9 protein-coding genes and 1 CRISPR repeat array are annotated in these 19303 nt (G+C 43.6%); all 9 genes read left to right on the top strand.

Annotated features, from left to right (window positions below):
* Positions 1-13: 13 nt before the first annotated feature.
* The 9 genes from cmr1 (at position 14) to THEBA_RS08110 (ending at position 14367) form a co-directional block, all read left to right on the top strand.
* Positions 14-1249: a type III-B CRISPR module RAMP protein Cmr1 gene (gene cmr1 / locus THEBA_RS08150; RefSeq protein ID WP_014731176.1), complete on the top strand. Its 1236-nt coding sequence runs from the start codon at positions 14-16 to the stop codon at positions 1247-1249.
* Positions 1246-3618 carry a type III-B CRISPR-associated protein Cas10/Cmr2 gene (gene cas10 / locus THEBA_RS08145; protein WP_014731175.1) on the top strand — a complete coding sequence of 791 codons (2373 nt, stop codon included), beginning with the start codon at positions 1246-1248 and terminating at the stop codon, positions 3616-3618. Before cmr1 ends, cas10 begins: the two co-directional genes overlap by 4 nt.
* Positions 3615-4670, top strand: a complete 1056-nt coding sequence (gene cmr3, locus THEBA_RS08140; protein ID WP_014731174.1) for a type III-B CRISPR module-associated protein Cmr3 — start codon at positions 3615-3617, stop codon at positions 4668-4670. Before cas10 ends, cmr3 begins: the two co-directional genes overlap by 4 nt.
* A gap of 2 nt (positions 4671-4672) precedes the next feature.
* On the top strand, positions 4673-5473 hold the full coding sequence (cmr4, locus tag THEBA_RS08135; RefSeq protein ID WP_014731173.1) for a type III-B CRISPR module RAMP protein Cmr4: 801 nt from the start codon (positions 4673-4675) through the stop codon (positions 5471-5473).
* On the top strand, positions 5473-5823 hold the full coding sequence (gene cmr5 / locus THEBA_RS08130; RefSeq protein WP_049794053.1) for a type III-B CRISPR module-associated protein Cmr5: 351 nt from the start codon (positions 5473-5475) through the stop codon (positions 5821-5823). Before cmr4 ends, cmr5 begins: the two co-directional genes overlap by 1 nt.
* Positions 5816-6571: a type III-B CRISPR module RAMP protein Cmr6 gene (gene cmr6 / locus THEBA_RS08125; protein ID WP_014731171.1), complete on the top strand. Its 756-nt coding sequence runs from the start codon at positions 5816-5818 to the stop codon at positions 6569-6571. Before cmr5 ends, cmr6 begins: the two co-directional genes overlap by 8 nt.
* Positions 6572-6967: 396 nt before the next feature.
* Positions 6968-10063 carry a helicase-related protein gene (locus THEBA_RS08120; RefSeq protein WP_014731170.1) on the top strand — a complete coding sequence of 1032 codons (3096 nt, stop codon included), beginning with the start codon at positions 6968-6970 and terminating at the stop codon, positions 10061-10063.
* A gap of 48 nt (positions 10064-10111) precedes the next feature.
* Entirely contained in the window at positions 10112-13339 is a 3228-nt protein-coding gene (locus THEBA_RS08115) for a hypothetical protein (protein WP_014731169.1), read from the top strand.
* A complete protein-coding gene (locus THEBA_RS08110) occupies positions 13318-14367 on the top strand; it encodes a CRISPR-associated protein (protein ID WP_014731168.1) in 1050 nt (349 codons plus the stop codon). The genes THEBA_RS08115 and THEBA_RS08110 overlap by 22 nt, the downstream gene beginning before the upstream one ends.
* A gap of 747 nt (positions 14368-15114) precedes the next feature.
* Positions 15115-18172: direct repeats of the CRISPR family, unit length 30 nt; unit sequence GTTGCGTAAGAACCATAGTGGTATGGAAAC.
* Between the last annotated feature and the right edge of the window lie 1131 nt (positions 18173-19303).

The following is a 19303-nucleotide window of genomic DNA, read 5'->3' as shown; positions in this document are numbered from 1 at the left end:
AGGAGGGAAGAAGTTGCAAAAATCAACTTTCGTTTGCAAAACTATAACCCCAATGCTTTCAAGAAGCATGTATTCGAAAACAGGAAAATCCTGGCGATTTGAACTTAGACCTCAAAGCGTCAAGGGAGTAATGCGTTTCTGGTTCAGGGCACTGGTTCCTTGTGTTATAGATCCCAATTGGCTGGATGGTTCGAAGAAGCCTTTTGCAGCTCTTCATTATCTGGAAGGGCTAATGTTCGGTTCGCAAGAAAAGAAGTCACCATTCTCACTGACTGTCTCCTATGGTGACGACATTGAAGAATCGGTTAACACTTTGGTGGAATCAAGTGACAGGTTTTTTCGCAATGCATTGTTTGGAACTTATGAGCTGAAAGGAGACAATCCTTCTTTTTCCTACATGATGCCAGATCAAAGTTTCACAATTAGGATCCGGTATTCGAGTTCAATCTTGCCGGTTCAAAAGACTGTTACTGATTCTCTTATGAGCCTCATAAGCAACTACTCAGGCTTTGGAGCAAAGGCAAGAGACGGCTTTGGCAGTTTTGCGATCAGTAAGGCCAAAGGAGTGGAAGAGGATTCTGTAGGCGAACAGTATTCAACTTCAAAATCACTTCTATTGAAGATGATCAGCGAACTGGATCCTGACGAAAGGAAGTTCCGACTCATTAATGAAGAACCAAATTTGTACCCTTACGACTTTCCTACATTGGCCAGATCTAGAGAAATGAATTCCCTGATCAAATCGCGATCCTGGAAGGACATTATCGGAGCGCTTACTGGTCAGAGAACTAAGGACGGAGACCCAGTATCCAAGTATTCGAGATTGAAGCTTAATGAACTTAGAAAGTACGGTCAGCCGGGAGACAATCTTGAACCATTGAGGGCTGCTTATTTCGAAAGGACTGCACCTTCAAGAGAATTTGTGATGCGTACAAGCATAATGGGGTTACCTATTATCTATCAAAGATTCGGGGAATACCCTGGAACAACCGGAAAGGGGACGGCCACTGTTTCGAACAGCAACAATAGTTCGGGTAGAAAAGCATCTCCGATATTCATATCTGTACACAAAGCATTGAACAACTCTTACTTTGCCAGAATTCTGCTCATGGCAAGCAAGATATCTCCGGATAGAGACAACAATGACAGACCTGTGATTTATGCAATTGTAAAAGGCGAACCTTATCCAATACTCGGAAACGAGAACTTCGAAGAACTATGGAATCTTTTAAAGGGGGTTATCGAATGAACTGGGAAAAGAAGATAATTGCTCTTATGCACGATCCCCTTTTCAAAGCAATGGACATAAGAGGTCATGAAAGCAGCTCTGCTGAGATTCTCAAAGCCTTAGGAATTTCTCCTGACAAGGTCAAAGAAGAAGACTGGATTGCAAGTGCAATGGATAGACTTGCAATTCCCTGGGAAAAGAGCAATCAAGTCAGAGTCTCGTTGGATGATACAGGTGGGTTTGTTCATTCTCTCTCGAGTAGCAAACTCGATGTTCTGAAACATCTACCGAATTTGGATAGCGCCAGATCTCAGTTCATGGCTAATCTCAGAGTGATTTCAGAAGGAAATAAGAAAGAGAACCTGTTCCATGCCTTATGGTGGCAGCTACCCGATATGATGGAAGGATCGGCGTTTCTTCCTGCCGATACGAGAATCCCCAATCACTCGATCGTTGATCACCTTGATTCAACGTCTTCCCTAGCAGGGACTATTGAAAACGGGAAGATCAAGGCAAGTTTGATCAGCGTATCTGTGGGGCCAGTTCAGAGTTTCATCGCTGCAGCGAGAAAGACCATGGATCTCTGGAGCGGAAGCTATCTCTTGTCGTTGATAACTTATAAAGGAATAGAGTATGTAGGGCAGAAATACGGTTTCGACTGCGTGATATTTCCATCGCTCAGAAACATAGCTTTCGTGAAAAAGTCTCTGTCAGAATGGGGAGTGAAGTTCACAGTTGATTCTAAAGTTCCCAAACCTTCAACTAGAGTCGCTTCCTTACCAAACAGATTTGTTGCAATAGTTCCAACAAGTGAAGTAAAAGAGACTCTGAAAAACGTTGAGAAAGCTATAAAGGATGGCTGGAAAGAGATTTATAGTGTCTCGTTGAAGGCAGGCAAACCTCTTGACGAGACTAATTTGCAGATGCAGCTGGATACTTTCCCCGAGGTTTTCACAACAAGCCAAGAGCTTATTGAAATCGAAAACGCAAAGGAGATTATCAGCAATCTATATAATGATTCGGGAATAAAAGATGAAATCGATAATTTGAATTCCTTGTCTACCCAGCACGGCGCTCACAAACCAAATGCCGGTGCGCTTTACTCATACTCGTACAGACTTTTAAGGAGCCGCGCAGATGCAAGAAAAACGTTGAGAACTTTTAGCCACTTTACCGATAACTCTTCTGTCAATGGCAAAACTCTCCAAGGCGATCAGTTCAACGGAGATATGAAGGCGATCTTCAAACTAAAAGATGGAGAGAAGACAGACCACTTGAACGCAGTCAATGCTGTGAAACGTCTATACGCTTCAGAGATAAATGAGAAGTTCCCGTCTGTAGATGAATTTGCCGGCAAGAATGAACAGAAGTTCATCGAGTTTACTGGTAACATGCCAGAGAGCTATAAGAACAGCTATTACGCGATTCTCCTTATGGACGGAGACAGAATGGGCAAATGGATTGGTGGAGAGTATGCACCTCAGATCACTGAAGTAATAGCTGAACCTTTACGAACGGCCATAGTCTCTAGCGATCTTCCAACAAAAATGAAAGACTACATACTCATGAGGAAGACTGTGCAACCGGCCTATCACAGAACGGTATCCAGAACCCTGAATATCTTCTCCTCGCTCGTGCAGCTGGCTGTTGAAAAGCACGGGGGAGAGCTTGTATATTCCGGCGGAGACGATGTTCTTGCCTTCCTGCCAGCGGTATCTGTTCTCGAGTGTGCTGACGAAATAAGAAGGATGTACTCTGGAACCGGAGACGTTGAGCTTGATTCTCCCGCAGGCAAACTTCAGTTCAAAGATGAAATGCTCTGGATAAAAGGCAAACCCCACTCTCCTATGATGGGATGGAAAGCCACAATGAGCGCAGGAATAGCAGTCGTTAACAAGAAGTTCCCCTTGAGCCAGGCTCTAAGGATCGCCCGTGAATCTGAGCACATTGCAAAGGACGGGCTTGGACGAGACAGCTTTGTTGTGTCTATTGTAAGGCGTTCAGGTCAGATCAGTCGAAACGGAGCTAAGTGGTCAACCAAAGATGGAAGCTTTAACACAATTAAGAGCCTGCGAGAAATGATCAAGAAAATGGACTCGTCTGGTTTTGGCTCTAGAAGCCTAAGAAAGCTCTTCGGCGATGACCTGATTCTATCTAATGACGAATACGTGAACAAGTATATTCCGTATGTGCTAAAGAAAGCTGGATCGAGAAAAGAAGATGACGGGTCTTTTGAAAGAATGTTTAAAAACTACTTCCGTAAAATGATTGACCTGGAAAAAGGAATTGAAGCAATTACCGAGGAAAATAGTGATCTCTTTGAGGCGCGTAAAAGGGCGGTTGATCTGCTCCTTGTTCAAGACTTTCTTCTGAGAGGTGATGGCAGATGAAGCTAAATGCAGTTTATTTTACTCCGGAAGATTGGATTTGTTTCAGAGAAAGCACCGTCTTTCAATCTGGAGGCGATGCTAAGACAGGACTTCCAAAGATTGAGACCTTCCTTGGAGCTATCAAAACAGCTCTGATAAAGAAGGCCGGAGAGAATCCTTTGAATCTCTCTTCAGAACTCAAAGAGATTGTTGGGGATAGCGAAAACCCAGGCTCGTTAAGAATTTGGGGACCGTTTATATTCAATCAGGTGAACTCCGAAATTAGACATTACTTTCCTTCTCCAAATGGGATTTATCGAGTGGAAGAGGGTGGCGAATTCAAACTGATGATGCCACACTGCTCCGTTGAAACGGAGATCAATGGAAAAACCCTGAAGCTTACTTGGATCCCTTCTTCAGTCGAAGGTATTGAAACTTTCGACGGCAGCTTGATAGAAATGAACGAAGTTTCGAACTTGCAGAGAAAGCTTCCATTCTCGATTCTTCAAAGCAAAGAGATTTCTCAGAAGCTTTATCAGGTAGAAAGCAAAGTTGGCATTGCTCTGGAAAGAGAAAGAAAGAATGCCGAAGAGAGCATGCTCTATACTCTCTCTTACTACAGGTTCAAACCGGGTGCAGGCTTCTTTGTTTTTGCAGATGAATACACCGCAAAGACAATTTCCGGGTTATCAAATGTATTCATAGGAGGAAAGACCAGGGCAGCAGAAGTAGATGTGAACACCATCGAGACTGAAATCTTCAATGTTTCTCAGAGTTCAAAAACCGCAATATGTCTCGTTACCCCATCAGTCTTTTCAAACGGGTCTCTTCCTTCTGACATGAAAATTGCCGGCTGCGACATAAAGTCAGCGAACATTCAGAGAAAGATCGCTGTAAGCGGTTGGGATCTTGCAAAAAATCAACCTAAGCCAATAAAGCATTATGTCGCACCTGGAACAGTCTATTATCTTGAAGGAACACTTGATAACATCCAAAACATTAGCAGCGAATCGCAAGATTTTGGCTATGGTAAATACTTTACGGTAGATTGGGATTATATAGGGAGGGATTGAAGTTGAAAGCTTTCTGTTTGTACGCTGAATCTCAAATTCATGCGGGAACTGGTGCAGATGTTGGAATTGTAGATCTTCCAATACAAAGGGAGAGGACAACTGGTTTCCCTGTTATTCAAGGAATAAAAGGTGCATTAAGAGCTTCTGGACTGATCAAAGATGATACCGTCTTTGGAAGCAAGCCTTCAAAAGGTGGAGAAGAGAACACAGATGCAGGAAAGATCTCGTTTTCGGAGGCTAAGATCCTTCTCTTTCCTGTAAGATCTGCCGAAAAGATGTTCGTTTGGGTTACCTGCCCCATTGTTCTGAGGAGATTCGCAAGATCAACAGGCAAAAAGTTAGAGGTGCCCGACGTTCAAAATGGCAAAGTAATTCTAGCAGATCAGAATTTCAACGAAAAGTCTTTGATGCTGGAAGAGCTTGAGCTTCAATTCGAAAAGAATCCTGAAGTGGCTTCCATAGCCGCGTTTCTTTCTAGCTGTGCACCCGATAGTTATATGGCGACTAAATTGAAGAGGGATCTTGTATTAGTAAGTGACGATTTATTCGCCAAGATAGTAAAGACTATGACTGAAGTCCAACCTAGAATAAGAATTGATGAGAAAACGGGCATTGTTGTGAGCGGAGCACTTTGGTATGAGGAATATCTACCCCAAGATTCAGTTTTGTACTTCACCGCAAGAGAGACTGTCTATTCAAAGGGCAGTGAGTCGAAGCTCTCAGAACTCGACGAGAAGACCATGATAATTGGCGGAAAAGAGACCACGGGAAAGGGCTTTGTCTTCGTCAAGGAAGTGGTATGATGCCTTCCCTAAATGATTGGGCTAAGGAGCGAGTCTCCTCTATTCTCGGAAAATGCGAAAAGGTCCAGAAAAGCTACAAAAGCGAGATCAAAGGTCTGGGTAGTATGCTTCTTCAAAATGGTCTCTATGGAACGATTGCATATTACAAAGTCAGAGATAAAGATTCCAGTAAGGAAATACTGGCTGATTTAAGTAGTCTGCTTTCAGAAAGAATGGAAATCGCTGATGTCACAGAGATGAATCCGATTAATGATCTTGACTACATCAAGGCTCAGACGATTGTTCTTGAAGCCGTGAAATGGTTGAGACGATATGCTGACATTCTTATAGAAGGTGAGGACAATGGTTGATCCTAAGACCATTGCCAATAGAACTATTAAGAATTCATCACTAAATTACGATAAGCTTTTTCCGATAAGCAAACACAGTATGACTGATACCTCTCAACTGTCGAGTCTGCTTCAAATTCTCATGAATAGATTTTCATATTGTGATCGTGACTCGGTAAGAAGCCTTCTTGAGAGAAGGGACAGGATTGTTACATCGTTCCGGAAAGTACTTGATCGAGAACTCCAAACGAAGAAGTATCTGATGGTCGGATCCGGTTGTCCGTCGATATTTGACAACGGATTCACTTTGATGAGAAACTACGGGGTTCCGTACATTCCGGCAAGTGCATTTAAAGGAGCTTTCTCCCATTACGTAAGTCAAGAGCTTGAAGAGAATAGCCCTTTGAAGCAGAATTTCAAGTTTCTTTTTGGGACTGGTGAAGGTGATGACAATATCAAGGGAGCTCTGATTTTCATGGACGTAATCCCTAAGACCTACAGTCTGGGTATTGATATCATAAACAACCACTTCCAACCCTATTATAGTGACGATAAGAACGAAAAGGCACCCAACGACTACTATGACCCTGTCCCAGTACAGTACCTGGTAATTGCAAACGGGAGTATCTTCAGGTTTTCAGTGCTGGAAAAGGAGAAGATTGAAGATAATTTGAGAAAAGAGGTCTCTAGAGAACTGATCAATTTCCTGGGTGACTTTGGTCTTGGCGCTAAGACATCTTATGGGTATGGGCTTTTCAAAGAGGTCTAGCAAGATTGACAGCGGCATTCGCCGCTGTTTTTTCTTTGTACAGACGCTGCTGAATGATCCGTATGTTATTTTCGAATCACTTATGCTTGTTTCCACTTCTTCTGCTTGAGATAATACTCGGAAAACGAAGTAAGTAGCAAATGTCGATTCTCTTCTGAATGGGAAATCATATGATGCCAGAATTATCCTGTGGCAATCAACTCTGAGAAGAAACAATCATTCAACCTCCCAAAAAAAGTGTGATTATACACTTTGGGGTAGTCCACTGCTAATTCGTATTTCTATTTCGCTGTAAATTCTTTTGGAACGCTTTCTATATGCTTTTTATTCGATTTTATTTCCTGCTTAAAAAGAATTGCTCACGAAACCCTGCTTGAAAAAACTGGAGGTGATTATTTGAATGAACTCGAACCATTGAAAACGCTGTTGAGTTCAAGAGTGAAACACGCTACAACTCTCGGGGCGAAGACCATCGTCCTGAAAAATGCAAAGAAAGAAACGCTTAAGTGCATTTCTGAAGGTGAGTTCAAAACCATCTCAAATGACGTGAATCTAGATTTCAAATGGTATCAGACAATCAAATCTCTCAAAGGGCTTCTTTCAGTTGCAGATCATTTCAGCGACTCTCCGGTTGTAATCACTGAATGGCTATACGTCGTAATAAAAAAGTACGCTCCACTGTTTGAAAGCTACTTCGGAAAAGTGGTCGCCGTTGATTGTGGAGAGAGAGCTTCAATCGACACAGGGGAGAATATCTCAGATGAACTGATGCCTCTCTTCGATATCGACGGACAGTTCATTTCTGTCAAAGATTTCCCAGAGACCGAGACCATTCCGCTTTTCGAAAGAATCACTCCTATTGAAGTGAACACTCTCGATCAGCTTCTCAATCACACAGCGGGTAAAAAATGCACGGGCATCCACCTCGATAAGAATCTAGAATCATTCTTGATCGAAGCTGGCGTATCGCTTGTAAGCAGTAGCTCTAACCACGAAGTAATTATTGTGAGTTCTCCAGCCGAAAGTGTGCAGAGTGAAGTGGATAGAGAGGTCTCTATGCTTCGGGCTATCGGCAGAGAAGTTGAAGTAATAGACTTCACAGGATACTGCCCCGGCGAAGAAGCGAGAAGCATAGACCTCAAGAATGAATTGAAGGAGCATTTCGGATTCGATTCATTCAAAGAGTATGAAGTCTATGGAAAAACGGGCAATTATCTTGTCAGCCAGGAAGAGTTGATCAGATATCTGATCGATCAGAACTACAGGCAAGATCCCTCCGATCTATTCTTTGTTGCTTCGACCGGGTCTGGAAAGTCCCTTATCTATCAGCTTACTGCGAAGATTCTGAAGAGAGATCTGGATAGACTCACGGTAGTCATTACTCCTCTGAAGGCTCTAATGGAAGATCAGGTCAATGGGCTTATCGAGAGATACTTTGAGAACGGGGCTGCCTTTTTGAATTCAGACCTGAGTTTTGACGAGAAAAGTGAACTCACTCAAAGAGTAAGAAAGGGAGAGATCACCATTCTGTATGTTTCTCCTGAAACCTTCGTGGGAAACTCTCTATCTTCAATTATCGGCGAAAGGTCTATCGGTCTTCTTGTAGTAGATGAGGCTCATCTAGTTACAACTTGGGGCAAGACCTTCAGAGTGGACTATGGATATCTGGGAGAAGATCTTCGATTCCTTAGATCTAGGCTCAGCTTTCCGGTGATGGCCACTACCGCCACGGCCATCTCCGGAGGCGAACTGAATACAATATCTGAAATAAGCAAGCTTCTCTGTCTGAAAAATCCAAAGACTGTCATGACAAATGTTCGAAGGGACAATATCAAGTTTAAGATCGACAGTTTCGAATTGAATCAACATTCTAAAGACTGCAGAACTGCACAAAAGTTGTCAGACAGTATTGATTATGCAATCGACCTTGTCGAGTCGGGAAAGAAGAGCATTATCTACTGTCCCTTTGTCGGTCAGGCTCACAACATATACAATGCCATAGCCGATCTCGAAGAGTGCCGCAACAAAGTCGGCAGATATACGGGACCGACCGAGACCCAGGAACGTCGCCTCACCCAGGAGCTCTTCAGGAAGGGTATCTACAGAACGGTAATCGCGACCAAAGCTTTTGGGATGGGAGTAGATATTCCAGATATAGATGAAGTCTTTCACCACAGTGTTCCCTCTATCATGGCGGATTACGTCCAGGAAATCGGCAGAGCAGGAAGAGATGGAAGGCCTTCAGTGGCTTCAACTCACTTCCATACGAAAGACCTTTCAGATAGCCTGAAGCTCTCCAAAATATCCGTTCCGGAACAGTGGAAGATGAGACACATAATGGAGCACATCGGTACACTGATAAGGCAGAGCAAGAATGGAGAGATTGTTCTCTCCCTGGACGACATCAGATATCTCCTCATTACCGGAAAAGACAAGTACAATGAGGAAACAATAAGGGATAAGGCTAGAGTCGCCATCTTCCTCATTCAGAAAGACCTTGAAAACAAGACGGGGAAACAGATTCTAATTAGAAAGGGAGAAACCTATCAGTATCTTTACTTCACCGCCAGCAACGATGACGCCGAAGAGCTCATGAAATCCTTCCCGGAAATATCCAGAGAATCTGCCGGCTATTCGAGAAAAGGCTTTTTCCATAACGAGGAGATCAGATCCGTTGGAGCCGTTTACAAGATAGACATCTCTGCCCTCTGGGCTAGGCTATATAGGGACAGAAATCTTAGAAAGCTCGTCTGGCAGTTCATGAGATTTCCGTCGAAGATTCTAGGAAAACCGGTAATCCCGAAAATTGCTGTCGAGATGTCAGTTATCAAGGATATGGACAGTATAAAACAGCAACTCACAAGATTCATTGAGATTCTGGGCGAGTTCGCCCTAGATTCTGCAAGAAAACAGATGGATGAGAAGAGCCTCTTCGACGGGATCATTTCGAAGGTGAAGTCGGCATCTCTTCTCACAGGTGTGCAGGATCTGGATATAAAAATTAGAAATATCGTGAAGAACAACTTCGTTTCATATAATGGTGATAGATTTCAGACAGGCCTGTTCAAATGTCGGGGAGAAATTGGGAATTACATCTATACGGTCCAGAACATCCCCAACATAACAAAGGACAGATGGTTGAACAAGCTCGAAGAGTTACTCGAGCCCTGTGAAGAAGGAATTTGCAGACTCTATCTAAACGGTCAGGATGAACACACAGAAGTAATTACCAGTCTACTAAACATTTTGGACATCTTGGGAATGGCAAACGTCAAGTTCAGCGGTGGCGAAAGCTGTGCTGTTCACTTGAAATGCACAGACAGAAATTACATTCTGAATAACTTCAAGAACTACTACTGTGAAATAACGAGAGATATCCGAAGAAGAATCGATAGGGAAGAGCAGATTATGCGCGATTTCTTCACCATGAAGCTCGATGACAGCCAGAGATGGGATTTCATTGAGAATTACTTTCTTGGTAGAATTTATTAACGGGGCGGAAATCCCGCCCCGTTTCTTTCAGAAAATGGAGGCCGCTTGATGTCAGAAAAACTAGAAAAAGAAGAGAAGTTTCTGCTAGACAGAACTTCACACGAAAAGGCAATTGCTGCTTTTAAGGAAGAGGCAGAAAGAAAAACAGGCATTATTCAGTGGTATATCATGCGTGAAGAAAATGAAGAGGAACGGGTCCGTCTAGAGATTGTTCCGGAAAAGACCGGAATGCGCCATGTGTGGACTCAGACTTATAAGAAGCGTTCCTCGGATTCGAAAGACAGAATCGAAAGAGAGTATTCGCTCGACCCAACAGAAGTAGATCTCAAGAACCTGGAAACACTTCCCTTCGTGGTAAAGATAAGGCATTATCTCGAACCTAAGAACAAAGGGATCAAAGAAGTGATTCTGGATGAATTTCTCGAGAAATGGAAGTGCGATTGCCAGTATCTAGTTGAGATCGAAATGAACGATGGGAAAGAAGACAGGAGCATCATCTCTGAAGAGGCCTCCTCATGGAAATTTCTGAAAGATCTTACTGGTCTGACAGAGGAAGAATCAAAGAAATATGAGAACAAGACACTTGCCAAACATCACGAAGAGAGCAGCGCATTCAAAATCATTCAGTATGTCGAAAACAGGCTCAAACCAGAGCAAGTCGTTGTGGCGTTGCAGGGTAATTCTTTCTTCAACAAGCTTGGCAACCTTAGAAACGAATACGAACGCGAAGGATTCCGGAAAGAAAAAGAGTACAGCGTACTTAGGTACAAGAAAAAGTACAACGACGATGAAGAACTCAGTTGTGATCTGAACGAAGTACTGAAGAATCCGTGCTCTTACAACGACATTCGTTTCCTAGCCGCAGAGACCGATAGTATCCAGCACATATTGAATACAGGATATTCAATATCAGATGTAGAGTACATTGTATTTCCGGATAGGCCAGAAGGTTTTTCGAGAGAAGACGAACCGGCAATCTATGGCTTTCTTAAGGCGCTTACAGAAAATGCTTTCAGCAAGTATGGTATTGATGTCCACAAAAGGCCAATGTATTACACAGGTGATAACATAGAGAGTCTTTCAAGAGCCTTCACTGAGATCTGGAAAATCCTTGACAGAATCCGAGAAGAATACCCAAACAAGGAAATTCTGATTGACGTTACGGGTGGTCAAAAGTATCCGGGTATTATGGCTTCACTATACTGTATTTTTAACAATCTACCCTTCTTCTACATCTTCGAAGGAGAAGTCAGTCTTGCGAAATTCCCACCCGTTCCAGCAAGCTGGGATTTTGGAGCAATTGACGAAGCGCTGGCTGCATTCAATTCTATTCTTATTAGGAACACAACACATAGTTTCGAAAGAAATCATCTGAAATACTCAGAGTATTGCTCGCTCCCGGAGACTTTCAGAAATCTGTATACCGCAAGCAGCAATGAAGACTATCTTACGAGTTCTCTACCGCTAAACGTCATTGAAAGCAAATATAGAAAAGCTAGAGGCCTTCCCTTCGGGTACGGCGAAGACTTCTTGAAGCTTCTAGATAATGATTACAGTTGTACGGAAAACTACAAGAACTACCTCCGGAAAATGATTCGAGAAGTCTGGTCCCTGCAATGGATAGGCGATCAGATACCCGAGACCGTTGAACATTCTCAGCGCCATAGTAAAAGGCTTATGGAATTTACTGTCAATCTCATAAATACTATCGGCGAAGAAAACTTTCTCAACGGTATCCCAAAGCAACTGCGAAACGAGTTCTATTTCGTGTTGGCAATTGCGATGAATGTTCATGATCTGGGTCACACAAAACTAACCTACGAACTTGGAGACGGTCGCATATTGCCTCTAGATAGTCTTCCATGCGTAGTAAGAGATCTTCATCATGAGCTCTCATATCAGATGCTGGAAGATGATGATAGATTTAGGCTATTCGATGATAAGCAAAACTCATTTGACACAGACTCATGTAATAAAAACACTTGGGACAACATAAAGACTGCCGTGAAACTGGTGACAAGATACCACAGAGAGTACATGCCCATTACCGGAAAACCCGGAAAGCTGAAGGATATTGTGAGGATGCTTTCGATGGAACCAGAACCTCTCGATAAGGTGGTTGCGGCTAGTTTCGCCGACGAAAACTGGCAGAAATTAACGATAATGGCTGCGAGATGGCTAAAGTTTATTGACGGCACGGATGTTCAGTCAGACAGAACCGTAGAACCAAACTATTTCAAGACACGCGTCTTGAGAACAATAACCGAGATCGAAGCGCTTGCTGTGGAACTCGAAAGCAACACGGAGATTTCACCGTTCATTAGGAATGAAGTATCCGATCTCGTGAGTGAAGTGGGCAAGCTGCGAGCGTCCTTCGAAGCCTCTGAATACAAGTCAATGAACAGAGATCTCGCAATCTCAATCAGTAACAAAGCAAGTGAGCTAGAAAAGAATACACTCTACCCAATGATTCGGAAGAGAATCGATGAATGCAAGGGTACGATCACGATGCCAAACTGGCTGAAGCTCCTGTCAAAGATCTCTTTCAAGGCTGTCCAGTTTCCACACTTCGAAAAACACAATATGGTGAACTACGTTTACCCAAGGTTCTTCATGGAAAAGAGCCTATTTGGAAACACCGATGGCACTCTCCGCCTGAGTATCAATATAGAGAGAGAAAGCAAAAATGACATGAATTCATTGATCAGAATCATAGATAGCGTTAAGAAGGACATAGTCAAGGAGTTCGTCCGTGCCGGCCTGAATCAATTCGCAATAAAAACCATAAAAATGGAGGTCACACCATTGACAGAGAAAATACTGCTTACTCCTCTCGGCACATCCCCGGGAGTACTGTACACGCTCATTAAAAGGCTGAATCCTGACAGAGTAATAGTCATAACTTCGCAAGCAGGTAAAGATAACATTCCAGAGATATGCATGAAGGCCGGATTCGATATTGAGAAGATCAGCACTTATCTCTTCAATGATCCATTCACAGGATTTGAAGAGGTTCAAGACATCATGAGAAGAATGAGCTCGGACTTCCCGGTGGACATCAGATCCAGAATAACCGTAAATCTCGCCGGTGGAACATCCTTCCTGCAATACGTAACGGGTGAATTTGCAGAGGTTCTAGAATCTAAGATGCTCGATGTCACTAGAGTATTCGCGGTCGACAGAAGAGGAATTGACGCTCAGAAGAAAGAACCTTATGTCGTAGGTGACGTTGTCGAGCTTCCGGAGAGCAAATCATGGGCAGACAAAGAAGAGTAATAACAAACGTCGGTGGAACGATATGGTTCAACCTTAAGAAAATGTATGCTTCCCCAGACAGTGAACTCAGCAGTTCAGCAATCGTAAGCTATCTCAGAAAGATGAGCGAGGACGAGCTTAAGAAGATCTCTCCAGAAATCAACGGGCTCGGAACCTTCGGCGTAAACAAAGACGATTTGCTAATCTTCATAGCGACCAACACTGATGTATCTAAAGCATGCATGGAAGCTCTCACTGAGTTATACAGATCCAGGGGAATCAACGTCATCACAAGAGTTGTCGAAGGCTTGACCGACGATTCGAATACGGCCTTCAAAAAGGGAATCGCAGATTACGTGGATCTAATTATTGGCCTATTTGATAACGGCGAACAATGGTCATATGACAACTACTTCAATGCCACCTCAGGATACAGATCACTGATTCCGTACACCACAATCGTTGCGGCAGTTTTCGATTCCAGGGTGTTCTACCTTTACGAGAACTCCCCTCACTTGCTGGAGCTTCCTCCCTTCCCGATAAACTTTGACTTCGAGATAATGGAGAAACATTCTTCTTTCTTCGAAAAAGTCGATAACGACTGCGTTCCTGTCGAGGAAGCAAGGAAGGAATTTGGAAATGAGCTTTTCACCAAAATTGTCCCACAAATACTTCTTGAAGAAGATGGGCTTGTCTATCTCTCGAACTTTGGAAAAATTCTCTGGGGGAGATACACTGTCTCGAACCCTGAAATCTACTTAAGCGACTCAGCACAGAAAGTAATCGACAAAGATCCAGTCTATCTGGAATATATCAAAAAGATGCTCAGGAATGAGGCAGAAGCAGAGCATCAGCTTCATGAGTATGTTGGTGATGCCCAGTGCTACAAGTTTCCGGCCAAGGGTGTGAGAGTATTCTATATAAGACACGGGGAAGAGCCCCTCAAAATAGCCACGATACTTAGAAATCACGACGAATACGAAAGGTACATCAGAACAGAGCAACACGAAGCAGGTTTAAACTATACAAAAACAAGAATAAGTATCTGAACAATTCGTACATTGGCTTTTCCTTGAAGACTTTTTCTGGGCACACCTTGGGCAACAAAGCCGGTGTGCCTTTTTGCTTTTGAGGGTATTGAAGATCCGCTGTTCAGCGGCAGTCACCTTCTCGATCTTGGTTCATATCTTCGCAATATTATCATTTCAAATAACCACTTTCAAACACACGACCAACTATTTTATCAAACGGCTACAAGTCTTTTGAATTCGAAGATATATAACTTAGTTTGTTATCCTTATTGTCGGATCGCATTACGTAAAGTCGATTTCGATGAACCCCAAATTAAGGAGTGTATTTATCCGATTTTGTTGATCGCATTGAGTTGTCCTTGCATAGAGCTTTTTCCGAGTTAATAATTCCGTTACCAATCCTCGTCGGATCGATCGTATACCATCTTCCTATGAAATCATTTCCTAATAACACTTCTAGGCCTATTTAGAATGATTATTATGCAGTTTACACAGATTCGACTGAGGATAGGTCATTTGATTGAAAGCGAAATCGGGAGCGCTTTTCTTCTGTAAGCTTCTGCTGGGGAGTGTCGCGTTGGTATTCTTCACGGTCGTTCTTCCTTAGAGAATACCGGCGCCTTCTCCCTCCACATCACACTGCGTCCATCAAGAATCAAATCCAAGCGAATCGCCGAAATGTAAATTCGATGTCGCTTACGAGATCTTCCCAGTTGGTTGATTCTGCCTCCCCAAAACCTGTATAATATCTTTGTAATAAAAGCGGTTGCGTAAGAACCATAGTGGTATGGAAACAGTTGGGAAAATGGAGTTGTCCGGGTGGTAGGTGAGTTGCGTAAGAACCATAGTGGTATGGAAACAGCTGTGACCTGATTCTACTACTCCTATACACTTCATAGTTGCGTAAGAACCATAGTGGTATGGAAACTACCAACCTCCTTTTAGGTTTGTCAATCATTTGTTTTTGTTGCGTAAGAACCATAGTGGTATGGAAACAACCAATACTTTCTGTTTTCCACTTTCCGCTATATTCCGTTGCGTAAGAACCATAGTGGTATGGAAACTTGAGAATACCTATCACCGTGTTGGCCGTGTCTGCATGTTGCGTAAGAACCATAGTGGTATGGAAACGATCGAGAGAGCGTCGAGAATCCCGTCTTTGACCTTGTTGCGTAAGAACCATAGTGGTATGGAAACGAATCGAGAAGGCCACTACCGGGGACGCGTACTCTTCGTTGCGTAAGAACCATAGTGGTATGGAAACGTTCTTGAAGTTGGGTACGGATGAGCTCTCGAAGTGAGTTGCGTAAGAACCATAGTGGTATGGAAACTTTGAGCATATGAACCCTTGTTCTCTGTGAACATTGGGTTGCGTAAGAACCATAGTGGTATGGAAACAACAGTCCTTCGAGTTTGAGGCCGTACTCCCGGGCGAGTTGCGTAAGAACCATAGTGGTATGGAAACTTTCACGCCGACGATGTGACCATTCTCGTCTCTCAGTTGCGTAAGAACCATAGTGGTATGGAAACTTGCTCCACATTCTTGGCAAGTGTGTTCTTTTCTTGCCGTTGCGTAAGAACCATAGTGGTATGGAAACGGGGAGTGTCATTTCTTCGTCTGAACCATTGATTAGGTTGCGTAAGAACCATAGTGGTATGGAAACCCGAGACCTCGCCACGAATCGTATTGCTTCTCGATCATGTTGCGTAAGAACCATAGTGGTATGGAAACGACTCATTCCCTTCCCGATCTCTTTCGCGATAGTCTGGTTGCGTAAGAACCATAGTGGTATGGAAACCCGTTTGATCTTACATTATCCATTAGCCATTCATAGACGTTGCGTAAGAACCATAGTGGTATGGAAACTCACGCACCCCCTATTGTTACGAAATTCTAAACCGCGTTGCGTAAGAACCATAGTGGTATGGAAACAATTCAATCCACTAAGATATATCCGACAAATAAAGTGTTGCGTAAGAACCATAGTGGTATGGAAACAAACTTAAGGAATTCCTTTCTCCCATCATTGGACGACCGTTGCGTAAGAACCATAGTGGTATGGAAACACAGAATACAGCTGATAGCTTTCGAAAAGTATCGCTGTGTTGCGTAAGAACCATAGTGGTATGGAAACGCGGGTTCATAGCGAGCGTTTATACTCTCCCCGCAGTTAGTTGCGTAAGAACCATAGTGGTATGGAAACATTAACTTGGCCCTTACTACCTTAGCAGAGCAATTGGTTGCGTAAGAACCATAGTGGTATGGAAACTGTAAAAGCAGGGCAAAGTAGTGCCTTTGAGTGTACTTTGTTGCGTAAGAACCATAGTGGTATGGAAACTTTCTATTCTTAGCCACGATTATCTCGAAGTCCTTCTCGTTGCGTAAGAACCATAGTGGTATGGAAACTTCGTTTCGCCAATTCCAGCCGTGAGACTTCCTTTTTGTTGCGTGAGAACCATAGTGGTATGGAAACGTTTTACGTGTTGGCGCACAAATTTTTGTGATGCATGGTTGCGTAAGAACCATAGTGGTATGGAAACATTTTCCATTCATCGTTTTTTATACTTATGATTTATGTTGCGTAAGAACCATAGTGGTATGGAAACGTGTATCAATGGCTTCTGCGATGGCCAACAGGTATGTAGTTGCGTAAGAACCATAGTGGTATGGAAACATCCCGCGGCGTATGATACCGCAAACGCCAACATGAATGGTTGCGTAAGAACCATAGTGGTATGGAAACGTTTTACGTGTTGGCGCACAAATTTTTGTGATGCATGGTTGCGTAAGAACCATAGTGGTATGGAAACATTTTCCATTCATCGTTTTTTATACTTATGATTTATGTTGCGTAAGAACCATAGTGGTATGGAAACATCCCGCGGCGTATGATACCGCAAACGCCAACATGAATGGTTGCGTAAGAACCATAGTGGTATGGAAACGTTTTACGTGTTGGCGCACAAATTTTTGTGATGCATGGTTGCGTAAGAACCATAGTGGTATGGAAACGCGTGCATACTGTACATATACGCTAGAGCCAACCTTCCTTGTTGCGTAAGAACCATAGTGGTATGGAAACTTCTTTTTCCCAATTGAATTTCAGGGAAGCAGGGCGTTGCGTAAGAACCATAGTGGTATGGAAACACTTTAAGACTTCACGGCATCGAAAAATTCATTACGTTGCGTAAGAACCATAGTGGTATGGAAACATTTCTGTAACCTTTCCATCAGAAGTCGATACTTAGGATACGTTGCGTAAGAACCATAGTGGTATGGAAACTGTATATGCATATATATGAATAAGAAAGCGCCCTGCAGGTTGCGTAAGAACCATAGTGGTATGGAAACTGCTTGATCTGTTGTGACTTTACAATTACGTTCCAGTTGCGTAAGAACCATAGTGGTATGGAAACAAACTGGCTCTGTTTTTCCACTTATCGAAACGAAAACTCGTTGCGTAAGAACCATAGTGGTATGGAAACTTGCAATGCTCTTGCTATAATGGCACTAAACAAGTTTTGTTGCGTAAGAACCATAGTGGTATGGAAACTGCAATTTTTTAATAGTCATAGTTGTCTCTTCCATCTGGTTGCGTAAGAACCATAGTGGTATGGAAACTTCTTCAGGCCCAAATAATTCAGATGGAGCAACGCCAGTTGCGTAAGAACCATAGTGGTATGGAAACCCACAATTTAAGATTTGCCGTCTCGATCAGTAAATCCTGTTGCGTGAGAACCATAGTGGTATGGAAACACAAGGCCATAAGTTGCGCCTTGAACTCTTCAACGGGTTGCGTGAGAACCATAGTGGTATGAATTGCTGCCTTCGGCAGGACGCTGTGCCGGGAAGATCATCCCGGGAAGTGATGCGCCGAGGATCATCGGCGGACGCAATGCCCGGAGAACCATCCGGGGACGCAAGGCTGGCTTCGCCAGGAGGGAGAACCCTTCAAGGGGCATCATGTTAGGCTGTGAGAACCAACTATTTTGTCATCCTGAAAAGCTCCTGTTCAGGATCTGGGCTTTTGGAGACCGTGGTTGGGGTTAGCAGGCAGCGGGTTCGTAAGAGCAAGAGAAACAGGTTTACCTCTGGCGGCTCCGTTCGTCGAGGAGCGCCGTGAAGCAATAACATCAAGATTCCGACCAGGAGCTTTGTCGGAATGACGACATTTGACGCCTTTTCCTCAGGACTTCAGCTTGCAACTTGGAACATTCAACTCGTAACTGCTCTTTCGAAGGACGGGTCCGTGATCTCGGGACGGTCAACGGAAGACTTTTCTCAAAGACGTTCAGAGTTCAGCGGATCCTTGACTTTAAGCCTACAGCGGTTATTTGATGCGAGATCCCGTGCAGACCCATCACGGGATGACAGTTTTTTCTTGTTCTAGTTATCTGACAATCCTCTGGTCAGAATGTTGTTTTTTAGCACGTGCAAGTTTCTCGCCTTCTCGTGAGTGCAGCGAACGTCTCTAAATGATCTTTCTCGATTGATCTTTTTGAAAGGGTTTTGCGGCCTCGGCGGGGGACGGAGGACTGTTGACGGACAACGTGGTTTCATTAGCTTCAGCGTGCAACGTTTTCTGGCCAAGCGGATCTTCTTTTTTGCCCGACGAAGTCGGAACTGGCCTTTACGAAGCAAAGACTGGCCACCGAAGGTGAATGAACCATAGTGGTATGAATTGCTGCCTTCGGCAGGACGCTGTGCCGGGAAGATCATCCCGGGAAGTGATGCGCCGAAGAACATCGGCGGATGCAATGCCCGGAGAACCATCCGGGGACGCATGGCTGGCTTCGCCAGGAGGAAAGATCCTTCAAGGGGCACCATGTTAGGCTGTGAGAACCAACTATTTTGTCATCCTGAAAAGCTCCTGTTCAGGATCTGGTCTTTGATCTTAACGAAGGACGGGTCCATGCTCTTGGACGGTCAACGGAGGACGGCTCTTGTATGAAC

This window comes from Mesotoga prima MesG1.Ag.4.2, assembly GCF_000147715.2.
Classification (GTDB): domain Bacteria; phylum Thermotogota; class Thermotogae; order Petrotogales; family Kosmotogaceae; genus Mesotoga; species Mesotoga prima.
Note: the sequence above shows the minus strand (reverse complement) of the source record. Positions and strands in the feature narration are given on the sequence as shown.

Bases quoted from the DNA above. Each gene is read 5' to 3' on its own strand.
- cas10 (WP_014731175.1), top strand. From the start codon at position 1,246: ATGAACTGGGAAAAGAAGATAATTGCTCTTATGCACGATCCCCTTTTC.
- cmr3 (WP_014731174.1), top strand. From the start codon at position 3,615: ATGAAGCTAAATGCAGTTTATTTTACTCCGGAAGATTGGATTTGTTTC.
- cmr5 (WP_049794053.1), top strand. From the start codon at position 5,473: ATGCCTTCCCTAAATGATTGGGCTAAGGAGCGAGTCTCCTCTATTCTC.
- cmr6 (WP_014731171.1), top strand. From the start codon at position 5,816: ATGGTTGATCCTAAGACCATTGCCAATAGAACTATTAAGAATTCATCA.
- THEBA_RS08115 (WP_014731169.1), top strand. From the start codon at position 10,112: ATGTCAGAAAAACTAGAAAAAGAAGAGAAGTTTCTGCTAGACAGAACT.
- THEBA_RS08110 (WP_014731168.1), top strand. From the start codon at position 13,318: ATGGGCAGACAAAGAAGAGTAATAACAAACGTCGGTGGAACGATATGG.